This is a genomic window from Acidocella sp., assembly GCF_027352905.1.
GTDB lineage: Bacteria > Pseudomonadota > Alphaproteobacteria > Acetobacterales > Acetobacteraceae > Acidocella.
Map to the genome: position 1 here is coordinate 1 of NZ_DAIEIF010000026.1, position 20,413 is coordinate 20,413.

General features: G+C 65.0%; 18 protein-coding genes and 3 tRNA genes. 20 read left to right on the forward strand and 1 reads right to left on the reverse strand.

The genetic code is table 11. The annotated features are described in order from the left end of the window. The coding region (locus M7H45_RS03755) for an AsmA family protein (protein ID WP_298214849.1) at window positions 1-2,095 on the reverse strand (2,095 nt) is incomplete at its 3' end. A gap of 96 nt (window positions 2,096-2,191) precedes the next feature. Here M7H45_RS03755 and M7H45_RS03760 point away from each other — a divergent pair. From M7H45_RS03760 to nuoL, 20 genes are all read left to right on the forward strand, one after another. Further along, window positions 2,192-2,276: transfer RNA gene (locus M7H45_RS03760), tRNA-Leu, on the forward strand. Window positions 2,277-2,318: 42 nt separating this feature from the next. Continuing rightward, window positions 2,319-3,653, forward strand: coding sequence for a trigger factor (tig, locus tag M7H45_RS03765; protein ID WP_298214851.1), 1,335 nt, complete (start codon window positions 2,319-2,321; stop codon window positions 3,651-3,653). Window positions 3,654-3,738: 85 nt separating this feature from the next. Further along, window positions 3,739-4,404: an ATP-dependent Clp endopeptidase proteolytic subunit ClpP gene (gene clpP, locus M7H45_RS03770; protein ID WP_298214853.1), complete on the forward strand. Its 666-nt coding sequence runs from the start codon at window positions 3,739-3,741 to the stop codon at window positions 4,402-4,404. Between the two features lie 223 nt (window positions 4,405-4,627). Then, the gene (clpX, locus tag M7H45_RS03775; RefSeq protein ID WP_298214855.1) at window positions 4,628-5,884 is read left to right on the forward strand and encodes an ATP-dependent Clp protease ATP-binding subunit ClpX; all 1,257 of its coding nucleotides are present in this window, start codon (window positions 4,628-4,630) and stop codon (window positions 5,882-5,884) included. A 128-nt stretch (window positions 5,885-6,012) separates the two neighbouring features. Then, window positions 6,013-8,424 carry an endopeptidase La gene (lon, locus tag M7H45_RS03780; protein ID WP_298214857.1) on the forward strand — a complete coding sequence of 804 codons (2,412 nt, stop codon included), beginning with the start codon at window positions 6,013-6,015 and terminating at the stop codon, window positions 8,422-8,424. Window positions 8,425-8,550: 126 nt separating this feature from the next. Next, entirely contained in the window at window positions 8,551-8,823 is a 273-nt protein-coding gene (locus M7H45_RS03785; RefSeq protein WP_298214859.1) for an HU family DNA-binding protein, read from the forward strand. A 50-nt stretch (window positions 8,824-8,873) separates the two neighbouring features. Further along, a tRNA-Val gene (locus M7H45_RS03790) sits at window positions 8,874-8,945 on the forward strand. An 88-nt stretch (window positions 8,946-9,033) separates the two neighbouring features. Then, window positions 9,034-9,110 (forward strand) — tRNA-Asp (locus tag M7H45_RS03795). A gap of 184 nt (window positions 9,111-9,294) precedes the next feature. Further along, on the forward strand, window positions 9,295-9,660 hold the full coding sequence (locus M7H45_RS03800) for an NADH-quinone oxidoreductase subunit A (protein ID WP_298214861.1): 366 nt from the start codon (window positions 9,295-9,297) through the stop codon (window positions 9,658-9,660). A gap of 4 nt (window positions 9,661-9,664) precedes the next feature. After that, on the forward strand, window positions 9,665-10,228 hold the full coding sequence (locus M7H45_RS03805) for an NADH-quinone oxidoreductase subunit B family protein (protein ID WP_298214863.1): 564 nt from the start codon (window positions 9,665-9,667) through the stop codon (window positions 10,226-10,228). Next, window positions 10,221-10,853 (forward strand): NADH-quinone oxidoreductase subunit C, encoded by a 633-nt coding sequence (locus M7H45_RS03810; RefSeq protein ID WP_408832422.1) that lies wholly within the window; start codon window positions 10,221-10,223, stop codon window positions 10,851-10,853. Before M7H45_RS03805 ends, M7H45_RS03810 begins: the two co-directional genes overlap by 8 nt. After that, entirely contained in the window at window positions 10,850-12,049 is a 1,200-nt protein-coding gene (locus M7H45_RS03815) for an NADH-quinone oxidoreductase subunit D (RefSeq protein WP_298214865.1), read from the forward strand. The genes M7H45_RS03810 and M7H45_RS03815 overlap by 4 nt, the downstream gene beginning before the upstream one ends. Further along, window positions 12,046-12,672, forward strand: a complete 627-nt coding sequence (gene nuoE, locus M7H45_RS03820) for an NADH-quinone oxidoreductase subunit NuoE (RefSeq protein WP_298214866.1) — start codon at window positions 12,046-12,048, stop codon at window positions 12,670-12,672. Before M7H45_RS03815 ends, nuoE begins: the two co-directional genes overlap by 4 nt. 4 nt (window positions 12,673-12,676) lie before the next feature. Next, window positions 12,677-13,972, forward strand: a complete 1,296-nt coding sequence (gene nuoF / locus M7H45_RS03825; RefSeq protein ID WP_298214868.1) for an NADH-quinone oxidoreductase subunit NuoF — start codon at window positions 12,677-12,679, stop codon at window positions 13,970-13,972. Between the two features lie 3 nt (window positions 13,973-13,975). Beyond that, window positions 13,976-16,027, forward strand: coding sequence for an NADH-quinone oxidoreductase subunit NuoG (gene nuoG, locus M7H45_RS03830; RefSeq protein WP_298214870.1), 2,052 nt, complete (start codon window positions 13,976-13,978; stop codon window positions 16,025-16,027). Continuing rightward, window positions 16,024-17,037 carry an NADH-quinone oxidoreductase subunit NuoH gene (gene nuoH, locus M7H45_RS03835; protein ID WP_298214872.1) on the forward strand — a complete coding sequence of 338 codons (1,014 nt, stop codon included), beginning with the start codon at window positions 16,024-16,026 and terminating at the stop codon, window positions 17,035-17,037. The genes nuoG and nuoH overlap by 4 nt, the downstream gene beginning before the upstream one ends. A gap of 12 nt (window positions 17,038-17,049) precedes the next feature. Next, a complete protein-coding gene (gene nuoI / locus M7H45_RS03840) occupies window positions 17,050-17,535 on the forward strand; it encodes an NADH-quinone oxidoreductase subunit NuoI (RefSeq protein WP_298214874.1) in 486 nt (161 codons plus the stop codon). A gap of 11 nt (window positions 17,536-17,546) precedes the next feature. Further along, window positions 17,547-18,191 (forward strand): NADH-quinone oxidoreductase subunit J, encoded by a 645-nt coding sequence (locus tag M7H45_RS03845; protein ID WP_298214876.1) that lies wholly within the window; start codon window positions 17,547-17,549, stop codon window positions 18,189-18,191. Then, complete coding sequence (gene nuoK, locus M7H45_RS03850) at window positions 18,191-18,499, forward strand: NADH-quinone oxidoreductase subunit NuoK (protein WP_298214878.1); 309 nt, start codon at window positions 18,191-18,193, stop codon at window positions 18,497-18,499. The genes M7H45_RS03845 and nuoK overlap by 1 nt, the downstream gene beginning before the upstream one ends. 2 nt (window positions 18,500-18,501) lie before the next feature. Then, window positions 18,502-20,412, forward strand: a complete 1,911-nt coding sequence (gene nuoL, locus M7H45_RS03855) for an NADH-quinone oxidoreductase subunit L (protein WP_298214880.1) — start codon at window positions 18,502-18,504, stop codon at window positions 20,410-20,412. Window position 20,413 lies beyond the last annotated feature (1 nt).

The window sequence follows — 20,413 nt, forward strand, 5'->3', positions numbered from 1 at the left end:
CCGCGAGGCTGGCGGGCAGGCCGGCGGCGCGCAGGGCCGCGCCGAACAGCCGGCCGATGACCGCGCCGTCCACCACGCCGTTGACGCTGGCGAGGCCGAGGCGGCCGGAGACCGAGGCCGCCATGGCGCGCAGATCATCGCCGGTGGCGCTGGCGTCGAGCGCCGCCTGCACGGTGCCCTCCCCCACATCCGGCAGGCCGAGGGCGCCCAGGAACGGGCCGAGCGCCAGGGCGGGCGCGGTGAGCCGCAGGGTTTCAGCGGCGGGCTCGCGCGCGGCGTCGACGCTGGCGCTGGCCGAAACCGCCCCGCCGGGAAGCTGGCCGGTGAGCGGGGCGATGGTCAGCACGCCGTTATTCAGCGCCGCGTGGCCCTGCACCGCGGTGTAATTGGCATGGCCGAGGGTGAATTGCGTGGCGCTCAGCTGGATATCGGCGCTGGCTCCGCGCAGCAAAGCGAGGGGAAGCGGATAGGCCGGGATGAGCCGCGCCGGGGCGCTCGCGGGCGGGGCGCCCGCCGCGGCGCCGGGCGGGCTTGGCTGGGGCTGGGGCAGGACGGCCAACAGCTTGTCGAAATCGGCATTGGCGATGGCGAGATCGAGTTCCAGCCGGCGCCGGGGCTTGAGGGTGAGGCTCGCATCGCCGCCGAAGCTGGCGTTATCCATCGTCGCCGTCAGGCTGTCCGCGCCGAGGGCGGTGGCCAGCCCCTGGCCGCCGGGGTCGATGAGCGTCGTCCGCACCGCGATGTTTTTCCAGCCGGGCAGGGCCTGGCCGGCGGCGGGGGAAAGGGCGGCGAGATCGGGAATGTCGAGGGTAAGGGCGAGGGCGGCGCCGCTCAGGCCGCGCGGGGTGGCGATGCCGCCATTGAGGGTGAGATTGGCATTGCCGAGGCTGGCCTGGAGGGTTTCGCTGAAGCTCGCCGCCGGGGGCGCGCTGGCGGGGAGCAGGGCGGGAGCGAGGAAGGCGCTGGGCGCGGTCGCCCTCGCCCGGATGGCGAAGGGCAGAGCCCCCATCATTCCCGCCGCCGTGAAGGTGACGGGCTGGGTGAGGGCAGGGAGTTCGAGATCGAGGGTGGTGAGGCTGAGGCCGGAGCGCAGCGCCGAAAGATCGGACGCGCCCGCCTTGACCGAGGCGTTGGTGATGGCGGGCAGGGGGGCATTCTGGTCGGTGATCCGCGCCGAGACGCTGACCTGGTGCAGGGCCGGCAAAGCCAGCCCGCCGGTGAGGCCCGGCGGCAGGGCCGCGCCTATGGCCTCCAGGGCCGGGATGGCGGCGGTGAGGGTGAGGTCATAGCCGCGCGCGTTTTGCGGCCGCGCCACGGCACCTTGCAGCCGGGCGCTGGCGCCGGCGAAGCCGAGGGTGAGATCCACGGGCCATGGTTCGTTCCCCGCCCCGCCGGTGAGCCGCGCCACCGGGCCGACGAGACCCTGCACCGTCAGCGGCGCGGCGCCGATGGCGGCGGCGCCGGAGAGGCGCAGCGGCGCGGTGAGCGAGGCCGCCTGGCCGGTAAGGCGGGTGAGCTGAATGATGGCGGGCGTCTGGCCTTGGGTTTGGATGATGATCCGGCCGTTATCCACTTCCACCGCCTCCAGCGCCAGGCTGTAGCCGCGGGATGGTGGCGCGGGCGGGGCGCCGCCGCCGGGGGGCGGGGCGGGTCGGGCGAAATCCCAGTCCGCGCGCCCGGCCGCGTCGCGCTCCAGATAGAGTTGCGGCCCTTCCAGCCTTAGTTTGAGAATGTCCAGCCGGTGGCGCAGCAGGGGCAGCAGGGCGATTTGCGCCTGCACCTCATCCAGGGTGAGCAGGGATGGGCTCGCGAAGCCGGGCGGGTTGGAAAGGCTGATGCGGTTGGCGGTGAGGGTGGGGGTGAGAGAAAGGCGCAGCCGCAGCGGCCCGCCCAGGGTGAGGGTGCGGCCCGTCGCCTGCTCCAGGGCGGCGATGATCTGCGGCGCGTAGCTGTTGGGGTTGAACCGGGCGATGAAGACGCCGAGCGCCGCCAGCGGCAAGAGGATGAGTAGGAGCAGGATACAGAGCAGGATGGCGGGCCAGCGGCGGCGGGGGCGCGCGGGCTGGCGGGAAATGGGGGGGCGTTGCCGGTCCATGCCCCGGAATTAATCGGTTTCGCGCGGATAGACGAGGGGCAAGCTTGTGAAATGCTGAAACTCGCGCTATGCGGCGCGGCTTCCGCGTGGCCTGAGGCGGGCGTGGTGAAACTGGTAGACACGCCAGATTTAGGTTCTGGTGGCGAAAGCCATGGGGGTTCAAGTCCCTCCGCCCGCACCATTTCAGGCCAGATGATTTGTTTTTGTTGAGGTTTGTTCGTCCATGCAGGTTACCGAAACGCTCTCCGATGGCTTGAAACGCGGCTACACGGTCGTGGTTCCCGGACCCGAGCTGGCCGCCAAGCGAGAGCAGCGTTTGGCCGAGCTGAGCAAAACCATCCAGATGCCTGGCTTCCGCCCGGGCAAGGTGCCGCTGAATCTGGTGCGCAAGCGCTATGGAGACGCCGTGGCCGCCGAGATCCTGGAGGATACGGTGAACACCGCGCATAGCCAGCTGCTCTCTGAGCACAAGCTGCGCCCGGCGATGCAGCCCAAGCTCGAGATCACCAAGCCGGGCAAGGATTCGGACCTGGAATTCACCGTCGAGATGGAAGTGCTGCCCGAGGTGGCGCTCCCCGACCTGACGGAGGTGACGCTGAGCAAGCCTGTCGCCGCCGTAAGCGAGGACGAGGTGGACAAGGCGCTGGCCCGCATGGCCGAGCAGCGCCAGAGCTTCAAGCCGGTGGAGGAGCCCCGCGCCGCCGCCCAGGGCGAGCAGCTCAAGGTGGATTTCGTCGGCCGGATCGAGGGCGTGCCCTTCGAGGGCGGCGCTGCCCAGGATGTGGCGCTGATCATCGGCGGGCCGGGGTTCATTCCCGGCTTTACCGAGCAGGTGGAAGGGATGAAGCCCGGCGAGACCCGGACGATCACCGTGACCTTTCCCGAGGATTACGGCGCCAAGGAGCTGGCGGGCAAGACGGCGGAATTCGAAATCAGCGCCAAAGAGCTGGCCGTGCCGGAAGTCCCCGCCATTGATGACGAGCTGGCCAAAGCGATGGGGCTGGAAAGCCTGGAGCAGCTGAAGGAGCGGGTGCGCGAGCAGATCGGCCGCGAATATGAGGGCCTGACCCGGGCGCGGCTCAAGCGGGCCCTGCTGGACGTGCTGGCCGCGAAGGCGGAGTTCACCGCCCCCGCCTCGCTGGTGGAGGCCGAGTTCGAGGCCATCTGGCGCCAGGTGGAGGCGGAAAAGACGGCGGGCGAGCAGGACCCCGAGGATGCGGGCAAGGATGAGGAGACGCTGAAGGCGGAGTACCGCGCCATCGCCGACCGGCGGGTGCGTTTGGGCCTGCTGGTGGCGGAGATCGGCCGCGCCCATGACGTGCAGGTGAGCGAGCAGGAGATGCAGCGCGCCATGTTCAACGAGGCGATGCGCTATGGCGCCCAGGCGATGCAGGTGGTGGAATTTTTCCGCAAGAACCCGCAGGCGATGGAGCGTTTCCGCGGTCCGATCTTCGAGGATAAGGTCATCGACCTTCTGCTCGGCCAGGTCAGGCAGGAGGAGGTGAGCGTGACGCCTGAGGAGCTGGCCAAGGAGCCCGAGGAGCCGGCCAAGGCGTGACCCCATCTGGACGAACCGGAAAGATGCTCTACCCTTGGGCCTGAGACGGCCCGAGGGGTCATGCGGGATAAAGGACTGAATACATATGTGGGATCGTGATCCGGTTGAAATCTATAATAATAACCTCGTGCCGATGGTTGTGGAGCAGACGGCGCGCGGGGAGCGTTCTTACGACATCTATTCCCGGCTGCTGAAGGAGCGGATCGTTTTTCTCACCGGCCAGGTCAACGACGTCGTCTCCTCGCTGCTCTGCGCCCAGTTCCTGTTTCTTGAAAGCGAGAATCCCAACAAGGAGATCTCCTTTTATATCAATAGCCCGGGCGGGGTGGTCTCCTCCGGCCTCGCTATTTATGACACGATGCAATATATCCGCTCGCCGGTTTCCACCGTGTGCATGGGCCAGGCGGCCTCCATGGGCAGCTTGCTGCTTTGCGCCGGGGCCAAGGGCAAGCGCTTCGCCCTGCCCAACGCCCGCGTGATGGTGCATCAGCCTTCGGGTGGCGCGCAGGGCCAGGCCACGGATATCGAGATCCAGGCCCGCGAGATTCTCAAGTTGCGCGGGCGGCTGAACCAGATCTATGTCGAACACACAGGCCAGCCTCTTGAGGCCATCGAGGCCAAGCTGGAGCGCGATACCTATATGTCGGCTGAAGAGGCCAAGGATTTCGGCTTGGTGGATGAGGTGGTCAAATCCCAGCCCTTGCCGGGCAAGGACGAGGCGGCGCCGAAGGGCGATTCCACCGCAGGTTGAGCGCGGGGGATAGGGTCGGGGCGACGAAACCGGCCGCCATCCGCCGTGGATGGGCCGGTTTTTTGCGTTTTTTTGAGACCGCCCGCGGCTAAAACGGGTGGGAATGCCTGGGCTTTTAACTTATATGGCTGAAAAGCCGCAATATTTAGCAAAAATCCCGCCGCTTGTACCCTCTGGTCTGGGGGGCTAGTCTTATTCATGCGACGCGGGTTGTGGAGTGGCTATGACCAGTAAATCGGGCGACACGAAAAATACGCTTTATTGCTCCTTTTGCGGCAAGTCCCAGCATGAGGTGCGCAAGCTCATCGCCGGCCCGACCGTGTTCATCTGCGATGAATGCGTCGAGCTCTGCATGGATATCATTCGCGAGGAGCATAAGACGCATCTCGTGAAGGCGCGGGATGGCGTGCCGACGCCGCGCGAGATTTGCAAGGTGCTGGATGATTATGTCATAGGCCAGGCGCACGCCAAGCGCGTGCTCTCGGTGGCGGTGCATAACCATTACAAGCGCCTCTCCCACGCGACCAAGAATAACGACATCGAGATCGCCAAATCCAACATTCTGCTGGTCGGGCCCACCGGCTCGGGCAAGACCCTGCTGGCGCAGACCCTGGCCCGGATTCTCGACGTGCCCTTCACCATGGCGGACGCGACGACGCTGACCGAGGCGGGCTATGTGGGCGAGGATGTGGAGAACATCATTCTCAAGCTGCTCCAGGCCGCCGATTACAATGTCGAGCGGGCGCAGCGCGGCATCGTCTATATCGATGAGGTGGATAAGATTTCCCGCAAATCGGACAATCCCTCGATCACGCGGGATGTCTCGGGCGAGGGCGTGCAGCAGGCGCTGCTGAAGATCATGGAGGGCACGGTGGCCTCCGTGCCGCCGCAAGGCGGGCGCAAGCATCCGCAGCAGGAATTTCTTCAGGTGGACACCACCAACATCCTGTTCATCTGCGGCGGGGCCTTCGCCGGGCTGGAAAAGATCATCTCCAGCCGCGGCAAGGGTTCGGGCATCGGCTTCGGCGCGGATGTGCGCAGCCCCGATGAGAGGCGCACCGGCGCGATCCTGCGGGATGTGGAGCCGGAGGATCTGCTTAAATTTGGCTTGATCCCCGAATTCATCGGCCGCCTGCCGGTGGTCGCCACGCTGGAGGATCTGGACGAGGCGGCGCTGATCGAGATTCTCACCAAGCCCAAGAACGCGCTGGTCAAGCAATATGGGCGGCTGTTCGAGATGGAGGGGGTGAAGCTCACCTTCACTGAGGACGCGCTCAAGGTAGTGGCCAACCGGGCGATCAAGCGCAGGACCGGGGCGCGCGGCCTGCGCTCGATCATGGAGGGGATTCTTCTCTCCACCATGTTCGAGCTGCCGGGGCTGGAAGGAGTTTCGGAGGTGGTGATTAGCGGCGAGGTGGCCGAGGGCCGCGCCGAGCCGCTTTATCTCTACTCCGAGAAACGCTCGGAAAACGCGTCCTGATCTGCGCGTCTGGCCGGCCGCCGGGCTTGCGGCCGGACGAATGATTGCCGATATGAGATGGGTGGCCGCATGAGCGGCGCCCCGGCCTGTGCCTATGGAGGGCAGGCGGGAGAGTAAAGGAAGCTGATATGTCAGACGTCACCAAACCAGGATCACCCCAAGATACGCTCGCGGTGCTGCCGCTGCGCGATATCGTGGTGTTTCCCCATATGATCGTGCCGCTCTTCGTGGGGCGCGAGAAATCCGTGCGCGCGCTGGAAAGCGCCATGCGCGAGGATAAGCAGATTCTCCTGGTCGCGCAGAAAAACGCCACCCAGGACGACCCCGCTCCGGATGATATCTACCGGGTCGGCACCGTCTCGACCATTCTGCAATTGCTGAAGCTGCCGGACGGCACGGTGAAGGTGCTGGTGGAGGGGCTGCGGCGGGCGCGGATCACCGGATTCAAAGCCTCCGATGATTTTTTCGAGGTCGAGGCCGAGCCGGTCGAGGATAAAGGCGAGGACACCAAGGAGGTGGAGGCGCTGAGCCGCACCGTCGTCGCCCAGTTCGAGCAATACATCAAGCTGAACAAGAAGATCGCGCCCGAGGTCCTGGTTTCGGTTAACCAGATCGAGAGCGCCTCCAAGCTCGCGGACACGGTCGCCAGCCATCTCGGGCTGAAGATCTCCGACCGGCAGGAATTGCTGGAGCTGGACAGCACGGCCGAGCGGCTGGAGCGGGTGTTCAGCCATATGGAGGCCGAGATCGGCGTGCTCCAGGTGGAGAAGAAGATTCGCAACCGGGTCAAGCGGCAGATGGAGAAGACCCAGCGGGAATATTACCTCAACGAGCAGCTGAAGGCGATCCAGAAGGAGCTGGGCGAGGGCGAGGACGGGAAGGACGAACTCGCCGAGCTGGAAGAGAAGATCAAGACGACCAAGCTTTCCAAGGAGGCGCGCGAGAAGGCGCTGGCCGAGTTGAAGAAGCTGCGCTCGATGAGCCCGATGAGCGCCGAGGCGACGGTGGTGCGCAATTATCTCGACTGGCTGGTCGGCATCCCCTGGAAAAAGAAGAGCAAGATCAAGAACGACGTGGTCGAGGCGGAGAAAATCCTCAACGCCGACCATTTCGGGCTGGACAAGATCAAGGAGCGCATCGTCGAATATCTGGCGGTACAGGCGCGCAGCCCCAAGGTGCGCGGCCCCATTCTCTGCCTGGTTGGGCCGCCCGGCGTCGGTAAGACCTCGCTCGGCAAATCCATCGCCAAGGCGACGGGGCGGCAATTTGTCCGCATGTCGCTGGGCGGCGTGCGGGACGAGGCGGAAATCCGCGGCCACCGCCGCACCTATATCGGCGCCATGCCCGGCAAGATCGTCCAGGGCATGAAGAAGGCCAAGACCTCCAATCCGCTCTTTTTGCTGGACGAGATCGACAAGCTGGGCGCGGATTGGCGGGGCGACCCGGCCTCCGCCCTGCTGGAGGTGCTGGACCCGGAGCAGAACGCGACCTTCGCGGACCATTACCTGGAGGTGGATTACGACCTCTCTGATGTGATGTTCGTCACCACCGCCAACAGCCTGCGCATGCCCCAGCCGCTGCTGGACCGCATGGAGATCATCCGCATCCCCGGCTATACCGAGGATGAGAAGGTGGAGATCGCCAAGCGTCACCTGCTGCCCAAGCAGAGCGAGGCGAACGGGTTGAAGAAGGATGAGTGGTCGGTCTCCGACGACGCGCTGCTGGAGCTGGTGCGGACCTATACCCGCGAGGCGGGGGTGCGCAACCTTGAGCGCGAGATCGCCAATCTCGCCCGCAAGGCGGTGAAGGAGATCGGCACCGGAAAGACCAAAAAGGTGGCGATCACCAAGCGCAACCTGCAGAAATTCGCCGGCGTGCCCAAGTTCCGCTACGGCGAGACCGAGGCGGAGGATATGGTGGGGGTGGTCACCGGCCTCGCCTGGACCGAGGTGGGGGGCGAGATTCTCACCATCGAGAGCGTGCTCCTGCCGGGCAAGGGCGCCATCCGCCAGACGGGCAAGCTCGGCGACGTGATGCAGGAAAGCGTGCAGGCGGCATATTCTTATATCCGCTCGCGGGCCACCCAATTTGGCATCCGGCCGCCCTTCCTGGACAAGCGGGATATCCATGTCCACGTGCCGGAGGGGGCGACACCGAAGGATGGACCTTCCGCCGGCATCGCCATGGCCACCTCCATCGTCTCCGCCATCACCGGCATTCCGGTGCGCCGGGACATCGCCATGACCGGCGAGATCACCTTGCGCGGCCGGGTGCTGCCGATCGGCGGGTTGAAGGAGAAGCTGCTGGCGGCGCTGCGCGCGGGTATCACCACCGTCTTCATTCCCAAGGATAACGAGAAGGATCTGGTTGAAATTCCCGATAATGTGAAGAAGGGCCTAACCATCATCCCGGTCAGCCATGTGGACGAGGTCATCGGCAAGGCGCTGGTGCGCTCGCCGGAGCCGATCGAGTGGGATGAAGCGCCGGAAGAAATGGCGAAGGCGCCCGAAAGCGGCGTTCCGGCCTCGCTCCCCCATTAAACGGGGCGGCGATGTTTGACGGGTGGCGCGCGTTGTCGCTATCTACGCGCGCCACCTTTTTTGTGGCCGTCCGCCGGAATCGCGGACGCGCCCCTCACCCTCAACCTGATAGCAGGGAGTTTACTCGTGAATAAAAATGATCTGATCGCCGCCGTGGCGGAGGAGACCGATCTCTCCAGGGCCAAGGCCGCCGAGGTGGTGGACGCCGTGTTCGGCGCGATCGAGAATACGTTGAAGAAAAAGGAAGAGGTGCGGCTGGTGGGTTTTGGCAGCTTTGTCACCACCGCGCGCGAGGCCTCCAAGGGGCGCAACCCCCGCACCGGAGAGGAGATCGAGATTCCCGCCTCCACCTCCGTCCGCTTCAAGCCGGGCAAGACGCTGAAAGACGCCGTCAACTGAATGCAGCCTCGGGAAAGCCGGAGCGAAGGTCGCGCCCGGGTTTTCCCTGCGGGCGGTTAGCTCAGCGGTAGAGCGTCTCGTTTACACCGAGAGGGTCGGCGGTTCGAAACCGTCACCGCCCATACGTTTCCTCCTTAAAGTTGTTGAATTGGGGCATGGCGCCGGCTTGACGCTGGCGGGATTGCCCAGTACATGCCCGGCACACCGCACGCGGGTGTAGCTCAGTTGGTTAGAGCGCCGGCCTGTCACGCCGGAGGTCGCGGGTTCGAACCCCGTCACTCGCGCCATTTTTTGGAAAAAATTTAATAGCTTGGCCCAATGGTTTGGGAGATAACCGAATCGCGGGCGGCGGTGGTGCGGCATGGCTGCCCCCCGGAGACGGCCTTGACCGGGGGTTGCCGCGGTGCGACACGGCTGATTGATAATCATGGGCACTGCTCCGGCGGCCCGCGCGATCTAGGAGATGAGCAAGTGCAGCTGGATCTGGCCCAGTACTTTCCGATTCTCGTTTTCGCGGTTCTGGCCATGGTGCTGGGACTCGCCTTTGTTGGCGGCTCCTTTCTCGCGGCCAAGCAGAAGCCCTATCCGGACAAGCTGGACGCGTATGAATGCGGCTTCGAGGCGTTTGGCGATGCCCGCCGCCGCTTCGACGTGCGCTATTATCTGGTGGCGATCCTGTTCATCATTTTCGATGTCGAGGTCGCGTTTTTATTTCCCTGGGCCGTGTCGCTCGGCCATATCGGCCTGCTCGGCTTCTGGTCGATGATGGGATTTCTGGCGGTGCTGACCATCGGCTTTATCTATGAATGGAATATGGGCGCTTTGAATTGGGAGTGAAGGCATGAGCACAGCCGCGCAAGACCCTGAACTCGCCTGGAATCGCGAGGCTTTGCCCGCCGGGGCGGAGCAGGACGCGGTCGTCAGGGGTATCACCGGCGAGCTGGCCGGCAAGGGGTTCATCGTCGCCAATCTCGACAAGGCGGTGAACTGGGCGCGCACCGGCAGTTTATGGCCGATGACCTTCGGCCTGGCCTGCTGCGCCATCGAGATGATCCACGCCTATATGCCGCGCTACGACCTCGACCGCTTCGGGGTCATCCCCCGCTCCTCGCCCCGCCAGTCGGACGTGATGATCGTGGCCGGGACGCTGACCAACAAAATGGCCCCGGCCCTGCGCAAGGTTTACGACCAGATGCCCGAGCCGCGCTGGGTGATCTCCATGGGCAGCTGCGCCAATGGCGGCGGCTATTACCATTATTCCTATTCGGTGGTGCGCGGCTGCGACCGGGTGGTGCCGGTGGATATCTATGTGCCCGGCTGCCCGCCTACGGCGGAGGCGCTGGTTTACGGCATATTGCAGCTGCAGAAGAAAATCCGGCGGACGGGGACGGTGCTGCGTGACTGACGGAACGCAGGCCCCGGCCGCGGAACCCGCCGCGCCGGTGGATGAGGAGTTGCGGGCGCTGGCGGCCGTGCCGGGCGTGACCCTGGCCCGGCGGGAACTGGGTGAGCTGGTGGCGGAGGCCAGGCGCGAGGCGGCCTTCGGCCTGTTGAAAACCCTGCGCGACCAGTTCGCCTTCCAGCAGGTCGTGGATATTTGCGGGGTGGATTATCCGGAACGGGCCGAGCGGTTCGACATCGTCTATAATCTGCTCTCCGTCACCCGCAACGCGCGGGTACGCGTCATCATCCGCACGGATGAAACCCATCCCGTCGCCTCGGTGAGTTCCCTCTGGCCCTGCGCCCCCTGGTGGGAGCGGGAGATATGGGATTTGTTTGGCGTCCGCTTCGACGGGCTGGAGGATCACCGCCGCATCCTCACCGATTACGGGTTCGAGGGTTATCCGTTGCGCAAGGATTTTCCGCTCACCGGCTATGTCGAGGTGCGTTACGACGAGGACCGCAAGGAAGTGGTTTATGACAAGGTCCGGCTCACCCAGGAATTCCGCAATTTCGATTTCCTCTCCCCATGGGAGGGCATGACCCTGCTTCCCGGCGACGAGAAGGTGGACAGGAGACACCGGCCATGAGCGAGGCCCTGCCCCATAGCAAGGCGTATGAGGTCACAACCCATACCGTCAATTTCGGGCCGCAACATCCCTCCGCCCATGGCGTGATGCGGTTGATCCTGGAAATGGATGGCGAGGTGATCGAGCGCTGCGACCCGCATGTCGGGCTGCTCCATCGCGGTACCGAGAAGCTGATCGAGTATAAGAGCTACCTGCAGGCGGTGCCGTATTTCGACCGTCTCGATTACGTCTCGCCGATGGCCTGCGAGCATGCCTTCGCCCTCGCCACCGAGAAGCTGCTCGGCGTGCAGGCGCCGGAGCGCGCCCAATGGATCAGGGTGATGTTCGCCGAGATCACCCGGGTGCTGAATCATCTTCTCAATGTCGGGCATTTCGCCCTGGATTGCGGCGCGATCTCGCCCAGCCTGTGGATGTATGAGGAGCGGGAAAAGCTGCTCATCTTTCATGAGCATGCCTCCGGCGCGCGCTTCCATGCCAATTATTTCCGCCCGGGCGGAGTGTCGCGGGATTTGCCCGCCGGGATGGAGGCCGGGATCAGGGAATGGACGGAACAGTTTCCGGCCTTTCTCGACGAGATGGACAAGCTGCTCAGCGGCAGCCCGGTGGTGAAGCAGCGCGCGGTGGATATCGGCGTCATCTCCGCCGCCGACGCGCTGGCCTGGGGGTTCACCGGCCCCTCGCTGCGCGGCTCCGGCGTCGCCTGGGATCTGCGACGCGCCCAGCCTTACGACAAATATGCCGAGGTCGAGTTCGAGGTTCCGGTCGGCCGGCATGGCGATTCCTACGATCGCTATCTCGTCCGCATGGCGGAGATGCGCGAGAGCGTGAAGATCATCCGCCAGGCGCTGGACAAGATCAAACCCGGCCCGGTCAAGGTGCAGGACCGCAAGATCACCCCGCCCACGCGCGGCGAGATGAAGCATTCGATGGAAGCGCTGATCCATCACTTCAAGCTCTATACGGAGGGCTATCACGTCCCCGCGGGGGCGACCTATACGGCGGTCGAGGCTCCCAAAGGAGAGTTCGCCGTGTATTTGCAGGCAGATGGCACCAACCGGCCCTATCGCTGCAAGATCCGCCCCACCGGCTTCTCGCATCTGCAGGCGGCGGAAACCCTGTGCAAAGGCCACATGCTGGCGGATATGGTGGCGATCCTCGGGTCGCTCGACATCGTTTTTGGTGAGATCGACCGGTGAGCAGCATCCAAGCAGACCCGACCAGCTTCGCCTTCACCGACGAGAATATGGATCTCGTTAAAAAGGCGATCGCCAAATATCCCGAGGGGCGGCAGATGAGCGCGGTCAAGACGCTGCTCGACATCGCCCAGCGCCAGATGGCGGCGCAGACCGGCTCGGCCTGGCTGCCCCGCGCCGCGATGGACAAGGTGGCTGAGATTCTCGGTGTCGCGCCCATCCGCGTCTATGAGATGGCCACCTTCTACACGATGTATAATCTGCGGCCGGTCGGTAAATATCATCTGCAGGTCTGCACCACCACGCCGTGCTGGCTGCGCGGCTCGGATGACATCGTCGCCGCCTGCAAGAAGGCGGCCGGCGTGGCGGATTTCGGCGAGACCAGCGCGGACGGCTTGTTCACCCTGCGCGAGGTCGAGTGTCTCGGCGCCTGTGTCAACGCGCCGATCCTGCAAATCAACGACGATTATTACGAGGATCTCGACGCGTCCCGCGTGGAGGGGCTGCTCGGCGATCTGAAGGCGGGCAAGCCGCCGCCGCCCGCCGGCTCGCTGGGCGGGCGCACATCCACAGCCCCGGCCTCCGGCCAGACGACGCTGCTTTCGGCCCCCGGTTCCGCGGAGTGAGCATATGCTGAAGGATTCCGACCGCATCTATCAAAACCTTTACGGCCAGCAGGATTGGCGGCTCGCCGCCGCGCGGGCGCGCGGGGATTGGGATGACACCGCCGCCATCCTCGCGCGGGGGCGGGATGCGCTGGTGGAGGAGATGAAGGCCTCGGGCATGCGCGGGCGCGGCGGGGCGGGGTTTCCCACCGGCATGAAATGGTCCTTCATGCCCAAAGAGAGCGGCGGGCGGCCCTCTTACGTCGTCATCAATGCCGATGAATCGGAGCCCGGCACCTGCAAGGACCGCGATATCATCCGCAACGAGCCGCATAAGCTGATCGAGGGCGCGCTCATCGCCTCCTTCGCCATGGGCGCGCACAAGGCGTTCATTTACATACGCGGCGAATATTACAACGAGGCGCAGCGCCTGCAGGCGGCGATCGACGAGGCGTATGAGGCCGGGTTGCTGGGGGCGAACGCGGCGGGGTCGGGCTGGGATTTCGACATCGTGCTGCAACGCGGCGCGGGGGCTTATATCTGTGGCGAGGAATCGGCCCTGCTGGAAAGTCTGGAGGGCAAGAAGGGCATGCCGCGAATGAAGCCGCCCTTCCCGGCGGCGATGGGGCTGTATGGCTGTCCGACGACGGTGAATAATGTCGAGACCATCGCGGGGGTGCCCACCATCATGCGCCGGGGCGCGGCCTGGTTCGCCGGGCTGGGCCGGCCGAAAAACGCGGGCACCAAGATTTTCTGCATCTCCGGCCATGTCAACAATCCCTGCAATGTCGAGGAGGAGCTTGGCATTCCGCTCAAGGAGCTGATCGAGAGACATGCGGGCGGGGTGCGCGGCGGCTGGGACAATCTGCACGCGGTCATTCCGGGCGGTGCCTCCATGCCGGTGCTCAACAAGACGATGGCCGACACCCAGCTGATGGATTTCGACAGCCTGGCGGCGGTGAAATCCGGTCTCGGCTCCGGGGCGGTGATCGTCATGGATAAATCCGCCGATGTGGTGAAGGCGATCTGGCGGCTCTCCAAATTCTTCAAGCATGAGAGCTGCGGCCAGTGCACCCCCTGCCGTGAGGGCACAGGCTGGATGATGCGCCAGATGGACCGCATCGTCCGCAACCAGGCGACGCTCGCCGATATTCATTTGCTGGAACAGGTGACGACCCAGGTGGCCGGCCACACGATCTGCGCCTTCGGCGAGGCCGCCTCCTGGCCCATCCAGGGGCTGATGCGGGCGTTCCGCCCCGAGGTCGAGGCCCGGGCCGCTGATTATCGAGCGCCCGCGCCGGTCGCGCAGGCGGCGGAGTAAGCCATGGCCAAACTCACCATTGACGGAATCGAGGTCGAGGTTCCGGACGGTTCCACCGTCATCCAGGCCTGCGAGGCGGCGGGGGTGGAAATCCCCCGTTTCTGCTACCATGAGCGCCTTTCCATCGCCGGCAATTGCCGCATGTGCCTGGTGGAGATCGAGAAGATGCCGCCCAAGCCGGTGGCCTCCTGCGGCCAGCCGGTGGCGGATGGCATGGTGGTGCATACGGATACCGAGATGGTCCGCCGTGGCCGCCGCGGGGTGATGGAGTTCCTGCTCATCAACCACCCTCTGGATTGCCCGATCTGCGACCAGGGCGGCGAGTGCGACTTGCAGGACGAGGCGGTTTCCTATGGCCGCGATTATTCCCGCTATACCGAGGATAAGCGCAGCGTCGCCCAGCCGGATTGGGGGCCGCTGGTCAAAACCACGATGACGCGCTGCATCCATTGCACCCGCTGCGTGCGGTTCATCACCGAGGTGGCGGGCGTGGCCGAGCTGGGGGCCACCTTCCGGGGCGAGAATATGGAGATCGGCACCTATGTGCAGAAGGCGCTGAGCTCCGAGCTTTCCGCCAATATCATCGATCTTTGCCCGGTCGGGGCGCTCACCTCCAAGCCCTACGCCTTCGTCGCCCGCCCCTGGGAGTTGCGTAAGACGGATTCGGTGGATGTGCTGGACGCGCTGGGCTCGAGCATCCGCGTCGATGCGCGCGGGGCCGAGGTGCTGCGCATCCTCCCCCGTCTCAATGACGAGATCAACGAGGAATGGCTGGGTGATAAATCCCGCTTCGCCATGGATGGGCTGAAGCGGCGGCGGCTCGACCGCCCCTGGCTGCGCGAAAACGGCAAGCTGCGCCCCGCCAGCTGGGAGGAGGCGTTCACCGCCATCGCCGCGCGGATGAAGGCGGCGGCGCCGGAGAAAATTGGCGCGCTGGCGGGCGATCTCGCGGATGTGGAATCCATGCTGGCCCTCAAGGAGTTCATGGCAGCGCTGGGCTCGGCCAATATCGACTGCCGGACGGATGGCGCGGTATTCGACACCTCGCGCCGGGCGTTTTATCTGTTCAACACCACCATCGCCGGGATCGAGGAGGCGGACGCGCTGCTGATCATCGGCAGCAATCCCCGCCATGAGGCCCCGGTGCTCAACGCCCGCCTGCGCAAGCGCTGGCTGGCGGGCGGGTTCCAGGCCGGGCTGATCGGCCCGGCGCGGGAATTGACCTATAAATATGAGCATCTCGGTGAGGGGCCAGAGGCGATCCAGGCGCTGCTGGACGGCAGGCACGGCTTTGCCGAGATCCTGAAGGCGGCGAAAAAACCCATGCTCATCCTGGGCGCCGGGGCGCTGGCGCGGCCGGACGGCGCCGCCATCCACGCCGCCGCCTGGCGGCTGGCGGCGCAGTTCAACATGCTCAACGCCGGCTGGCATGGCTTCAACCTGCTGCATCACGCGGCGGCGCGCGCCGGCGCGCTGGATCTCGGCTTTCTCCCCGGCGCGGGCGGGCTGGACGCCAAGGCGATGCTGGGCGGAGGCGCGGAGGTGCTCTGGCTGCTGGGCGTGGACGTGCCGGCGGTGCGCGACATTCCCGCCGGGAGTTTCGTCATCTATCAGGGCCATCACGGCGATGTGGGCGCGGCGCGCGCGGATGTGATCCTGCCCGGCGCCGCCTACACGGAAAAGGATGGCACCTACGTGAACACGGAGGGCAGGGTGCAGGAGGGTTACATCGCCGTGAAGCCCCCTGGCGAGGCGCGGGAGGATTGGCGGATATTGCGCGCCGTCTCCGCCTGGCTCGGCCATGCGCTGCCCTATGATACGCTGGAGGAGTTGCGGGCGCATTTGCAGGCGCATTATCCGGTCTTCGCCGCGGGGTTCCGCCGCTTCGCCGGCACGGATGCCGCCGGCCCGGCCGGGGCGGGCGCGCTGGGGACGGAGCCCTTCGCCCCGGTTTTCGCCAATTATTATCAGACGGATGTGATCAGCCGCGCCAGCCCGACCATGGCGGCCTGCGTTGCCGCCCATAGTCCCGCCCTGGCGGAGGCCGCGGAATGACCGGGTTCTGGGACAGCACTACCGGCTTCGTCATCCTGACGGTTTTGAAGACGCTGGCGCTGGTGGTGCCGCTGCTCATCGGCGTCGCCTATCTCACCTATGCCGAGCGCAAGGTGCTGGGCGCTATCCAGGTGCGCAAGGGGCCCAACCGGGTCGGGCCGTTCGGGCTCATGCAGCCTTTCGCCGACGCGTTGAAAATGCTGACCAAGGAGACCGTCGTCCCCGACGGGGCGGACCGGCTGCTTTTCGTCCTCGCGCCGATGATCACCTTCGGCCTGGCGGTCATGGCCTGGGCCGTGATTCCGGTGAACGCGGGCTGGGCCATCGCCGATATCAATGTCGGCGTGCTCTACCTCTTCGCCGTCTCATCGCTCGGCGTGTATGGCATCATCATCGCGGGCTGGGCCTCCAATTCCAAATACGCCTTTCTGGGGGCGATGCGCTCGGCGGCGCAGATGGTGTCCTACGAGGTCTCCATGGGCTTCGTCATCGTCACCGTCATCCTGCTGGCGGGCAGCCAGAATCTCACCCAGATCGTGCTGAGCCAGAAGCAGTTCTGGTACGCGGTGCCGCTGTTTCCGGTCTTCGTCATCTTCTTCATCTCCGGCCTGGCCGAAACCAATCGCGCCCCCTTCGATCTCGCCGAGGGCGAGTCGGAGCTGGTCGCCGGGTTCATGGTGGAATACAGCGCCATGTCCTTCGCGCTGTTCTTCCTCGGCGAATACGCCAACATGATCCTCATCAGCGGCATGACGACCACGCTGTTCCTCGGCGGCTGGCTTTCGCCGCTGCCCTTCGCGCCCTTCACGATGATTCCCGGCGTGTTGTGGTTTCTGCTGAAGATCTGCATCTGCCTGTTCGTGTTCATCTGGGTGCGCGGCACCCTACCCAGGGTGCGCTATGACCAGCTGATGGCACTGGGCTGGAAGGTGTTTCTGCCCGTCTCGCTCGTCTATCTCGTCGCGGTGGCCGGGGTGATGGAATATTTCGGATGGTTTCCCCATGCGTGACGGAGCGCGAGCATGAGCAGAATTCGTTGGACATGGGCGCTCGTGACCTGGGAGCTGATCGTCGGCCACATGATCACCTTGCGCTATTTCTTCCGACCCAAGGCGACGATCAACTACCCGTATGAGAAGAACCCGATCAGCCCGCGCTTCAAGGGCGAGCACGCGCTGCGCCGCTACCCCAACGGGGAGGAGCGCTGCATCGCCTGCAAGCTGTGCGAGGCGGTTTGCCCGGCCCAGGCCATCACCATCGAGGCCGAGCCGCGCGAGGATGGCTCCCGCCGCACCACGCGCTACGATATCGACATGACGAAATGCATTTATTGCGGGCTGTGCGAGGAAGCCTGCCCGGTGGACGCGATCGTCGAGGGGCCGAATTTCGAGTTCGCCACCGAAACGCGGGAGGAGCTGTTCTACGACAAGGCCAAACTCCTGGATAATGGGGATCGCTGGGAGCCGGAACTGGCCAAGCGTCTCGAACTGGACGCGCCGTACCGGTAAGGGCAGCAGACATGATCGCAAACCTCGCTTTTTATTTGTTCTCCTTCATTCTGCTGGCCTCGGCGGTGATGGTGGTGACCAGCCGCAACCCCGTGCACGCGGTGCTCTTCCTCATCCTCGGCTTTCTTAACGCCGCCGTGCTGTTTCTCCTCGCGGGGGCGGAGTTTCTCGCCTTCATCCTCGCCATCGTCTATGTGGGCGCGGTGGCGGTGCTGTTCCTCTTCGTGGTGATGATGCTGGATGTGGATTTCGTCGCCTTGCAGGAGGGATTTCAGCGTTACGCCCCGGTGGGGGCGCTGGTGGCGCTCATCATGTTCGTCGAGCTGGTCTTCATCGCCAGCAGCTGGGCCATCGCCCCGGCCAGCGGCGCCTACCGGCTGTTCCCCATGCCCGATAACCTCACCAACGCGGCGGCGCTCGGCAATCTGCTCTATACCGCCTATCTGCCGCTCTTCCAGCTGGGCGGGGTGGTGCTGCTGGTGGCGATGATCGGCGCCATCGTCCTCACCCACCGGGACAAGCCGCGCCCGGCGCGCGCGCAGAATCTGGCCGCCCAGCACGCCCGCAAGCCGGAGGATACCCTGGCGCTGGTGCGCGCCCAGCTGGGACAGGGCGCCGCCCTGCCGGAAGCGGCGCCGGAAAAGGAGCATTCGTGATGACGATCCCGGTCTCCCATTACCTCGTCGTCTCGGCCATGCTGCTCGTCATCGGCGTGTTCGGCATCTTCATGAACCGCAAGAACGTCATCGTCATCATGATGTCGATCGAGCTGATCCTCCTTGCGGCCAATCTTAATTTTGTCGCGTTTTCCGGCGTTCTGCACGACATGGTGGGGCAGGTCTTCACCATGTTCGTCCTCACCGTCGCCGCCGCCGAATCGGCGATCGGCCTCGCCATCCTGGTCATCTATTTCCGTAATCGCGGCTCGATCGAGGTCGAGGACGTGACGCTGATGAAGGGCTGAAGATGTACAGCTTGATCGCCGTTTTCGCGCCGCTCATCGGCTCCATCCTCGCGGGCGTCGCCCGGCCCTGGCTGGGCCGCCAGCTTTCCATCGCCGCGAGCATCGTCTTCATGGTCGTCTCCGCGGCGGCGGCCATCGCCGCCTATCGCGTCGGCGTCATGCCCCCCCTGGCGATCGCTCATTGGATCCAGGTGGGGCAGCTCACCCCGGGCTGGACCCTGCGCCAGGACCAGCTGAGCCTGGTGATGGTGGTGATGGTCAGCGTCATCTCGCTGCTGATCCACATCTATTCCGTGGGCTACATGGCGCATGACAAGACGCCGCAGCGCTTCATGTCCTATATCTCGCTGTTCACCTTCGCGATGCTGATGCTGGTGACGGCCAACAACCTCGTCCAGCTTTTCTTCGGCTGGGAAGGGGTGGGCCTCGTCTCCTATCTGCTCATCAATTACTGGTACGACCGGCCGAGCGCGAACGCCGCCGCCATCAAGGCCTTCATCGTCAACCGTGTCGGCGACCTCGCCTTCGCCGTCGGCATCGCGCTTACCTATTTCATTTTCGGCACGGTGAATCTGGACGGCATCTTCGCCGCCGCCGCCAGCCATGCCGGCCAGGATTTCATGCTCTTCGGCGCGCCCTTGCCGGTGCTGGAGATCATCTCCTTCCTGCTCTTCCTCGGCGCGATGGGTAAATCCGCCCAGCTTTTCTTCCATACCTGGCTGCCGGACGCCATGGAGGGCCCCACCCCCATCTCCGCCCTCATTCACGCCGCGACCATGGTGGCGGCGGGGGTGTTCATGGTCGTGCGCATGTCGCCGCTGATCAACCAGGCCCCGGTCGCGATGGGGTTCATCGTCTTCATCGGCGCCAGCACCGCCTTCTTCGCCGCCACCATCGGCTGCGTGCAGAACGACATCAAGCGCATCATCGCCTATTCCACCTGTTCCCAGCTGGGCTACATGTTTTTGGCCGCGGGGCTGGGCGCCTATCCGGCGGCGATGTTCCATCTCATCAACCATGCCATGTTCAAGGCGCTGCTTTTCCTCGCCGCCGGCTCGGTCATCCATGCCGTGGCCGGGGAGCAAGATGTGCGGCTGATGGGCGGTCTGGGCAGCCGGCTACCGGTCACCTGCGCGATGATGCTCATCGGCTCGCTGGCCTTGATGGCGATCCCGCCCTTCTCCGGCTATTATTCCAAGGATGCGATCCTGGACGCGGCGCTGGCCGCGCATACGCCCATCGCCCATTATGGCTGGGTGTGCGGGGTGCTCGCGGCGGGGCTGACCGCCTTCTACACGTCGCGCCTGTTCTTCCTGGTCTTCACCGGCCGCTCGCGCATGCCCAGGCATGTCGAGGAAAACGTGCATGAAAGCCCGGCGGTGATGCTGCTGCCCCTCATCGTGCTGGCGGTGGGGGCGTTCGGCAGCGGCATGGCGCTGGCCCCGGATTTCATCGGCGGCCGCTCCCTCGTCTTCTGGGGCAATTCCATCCAGGTCGCCGCCCATTCGCCGATGTATCATCTGGGCGGTATTCCCGGCTGGGCATCCAGCGCGCCGCTGGCCATGGCCCTTCTCGGCCTGCTGGTCGCGGTGCTGTTCTATCTGGTCATTCCCGCCTTGCCGGGGCGGCTCGCCCAGGCCTGTGCCCCGGTGTACAGATTTCTGCTCAATAAATGGTATTTTGATGAGCTGTACGACGCGCTGCTGGTCCGCCCCACCTTGCGGCTGGCGCGGTTCGCCTGGCGCTTCGGCGACGAGCAGGTGATAGATGGCGTGCCCAACGGTCTGGCCGCCCTCACCGCCGACGCCTCGGCCCAGACGGTGAAGCTGCAAAATGGCTCCATCGCCCTCTACGCCTTCGTTATGCTGATCGGCCTGCTGGTCTTCGTCAGCCTCTTCATATGGGTGCGGTGAC

Excerpts from the sequence above, each read along its gene's own strand:
- nuoI (WP_298214874.1), top strand. The coding sequence starts at position 17,050 with ATGAGCAGAATTCGTTGGACATGGGCGCTCGTGACCTGGGAGCTGATC.
- nuoK (WP_298214878.1), top strand. The coding sequence starts at position 18,191 with ATGACGATCCCGGTCTCCCATTACCTCGTCGTCTCGGCCATGCTGCTC.
- lon (WP_298214857.1), top strand. The coding sequence starts at position 6,013 with ATGTCAGACGTCACCAAACCAGGATCACCCCAAGATACGCTCGCGGTG.
- nuoF (WP_298214868.1), top strand. The coding sequence starts at position 12,677 with ATGCTGAAGGATTCCGACCGCATCTATCAAAACCTTTACGGCCAGCAG.
- tig (WP_298214851.1), top strand. The coding sequence starts at position 2,319 with ATGCAGGTTACCGAAACGCTCTCCGATGGCTTGAAACGCGGCTACACG.
- nuoH (WP_298214872.1), top strand. The coding sequence starts at position 16,024 with ATGACCGGGTTCTGGGACAGCACTACCGGCTTCGTCATCCTGACGGTT.
- nuoL (WP_298214880.1), top strand. The coding sequence starts at position 18,502 with ATGTACAGCTTGATCGCCGTTTTCGCGCCGCTCATCGGCTCCATCCTC.
- clpP (WP_298214853.1), top strand. The coding sequence starts at position 3,739 with ATGTGGGATCGTGATCCGGTTGAAATCTATAATAATAACCTCGTGCCG.
- M7H45_RS03805 (WP_298214863.1), top strand. The coding sequence starts at position 9,665 with ATGAGCACAGCCGCGCAAGACCCTGAACTCGCCTGGAATCGCGAGGCT.
- M7H45_RS03815 (WP_298214865.1), top strand. The coding sequence starts at position 10,850 with ATGAGCGAGGCCCTGCCCCATAGCAAGGCGTATGAGGTCACAACCCAT.
- M7H45_RS03845 (WP_298214876.1), top strand. The coding sequence starts at position 17,547 with ATGATCGCAAACCTCGCTTTTTATTTGTTCTCCTTCATTCTGCTGGCC.
- nuoG (WP_298214870.1), top strand. The coding sequence starts at position 13,976 with ATGGCCAAACTCACCATTGACGGAATCGAGGTCGAGGTTCCGGACGGT.
- clpX (WP_298214855.1), top strand. The coding sequence starts at position 4,628 with ATGACCAGTAAATCGGGCGACACGAAAAATACGCTTTATTGCTCCTTT.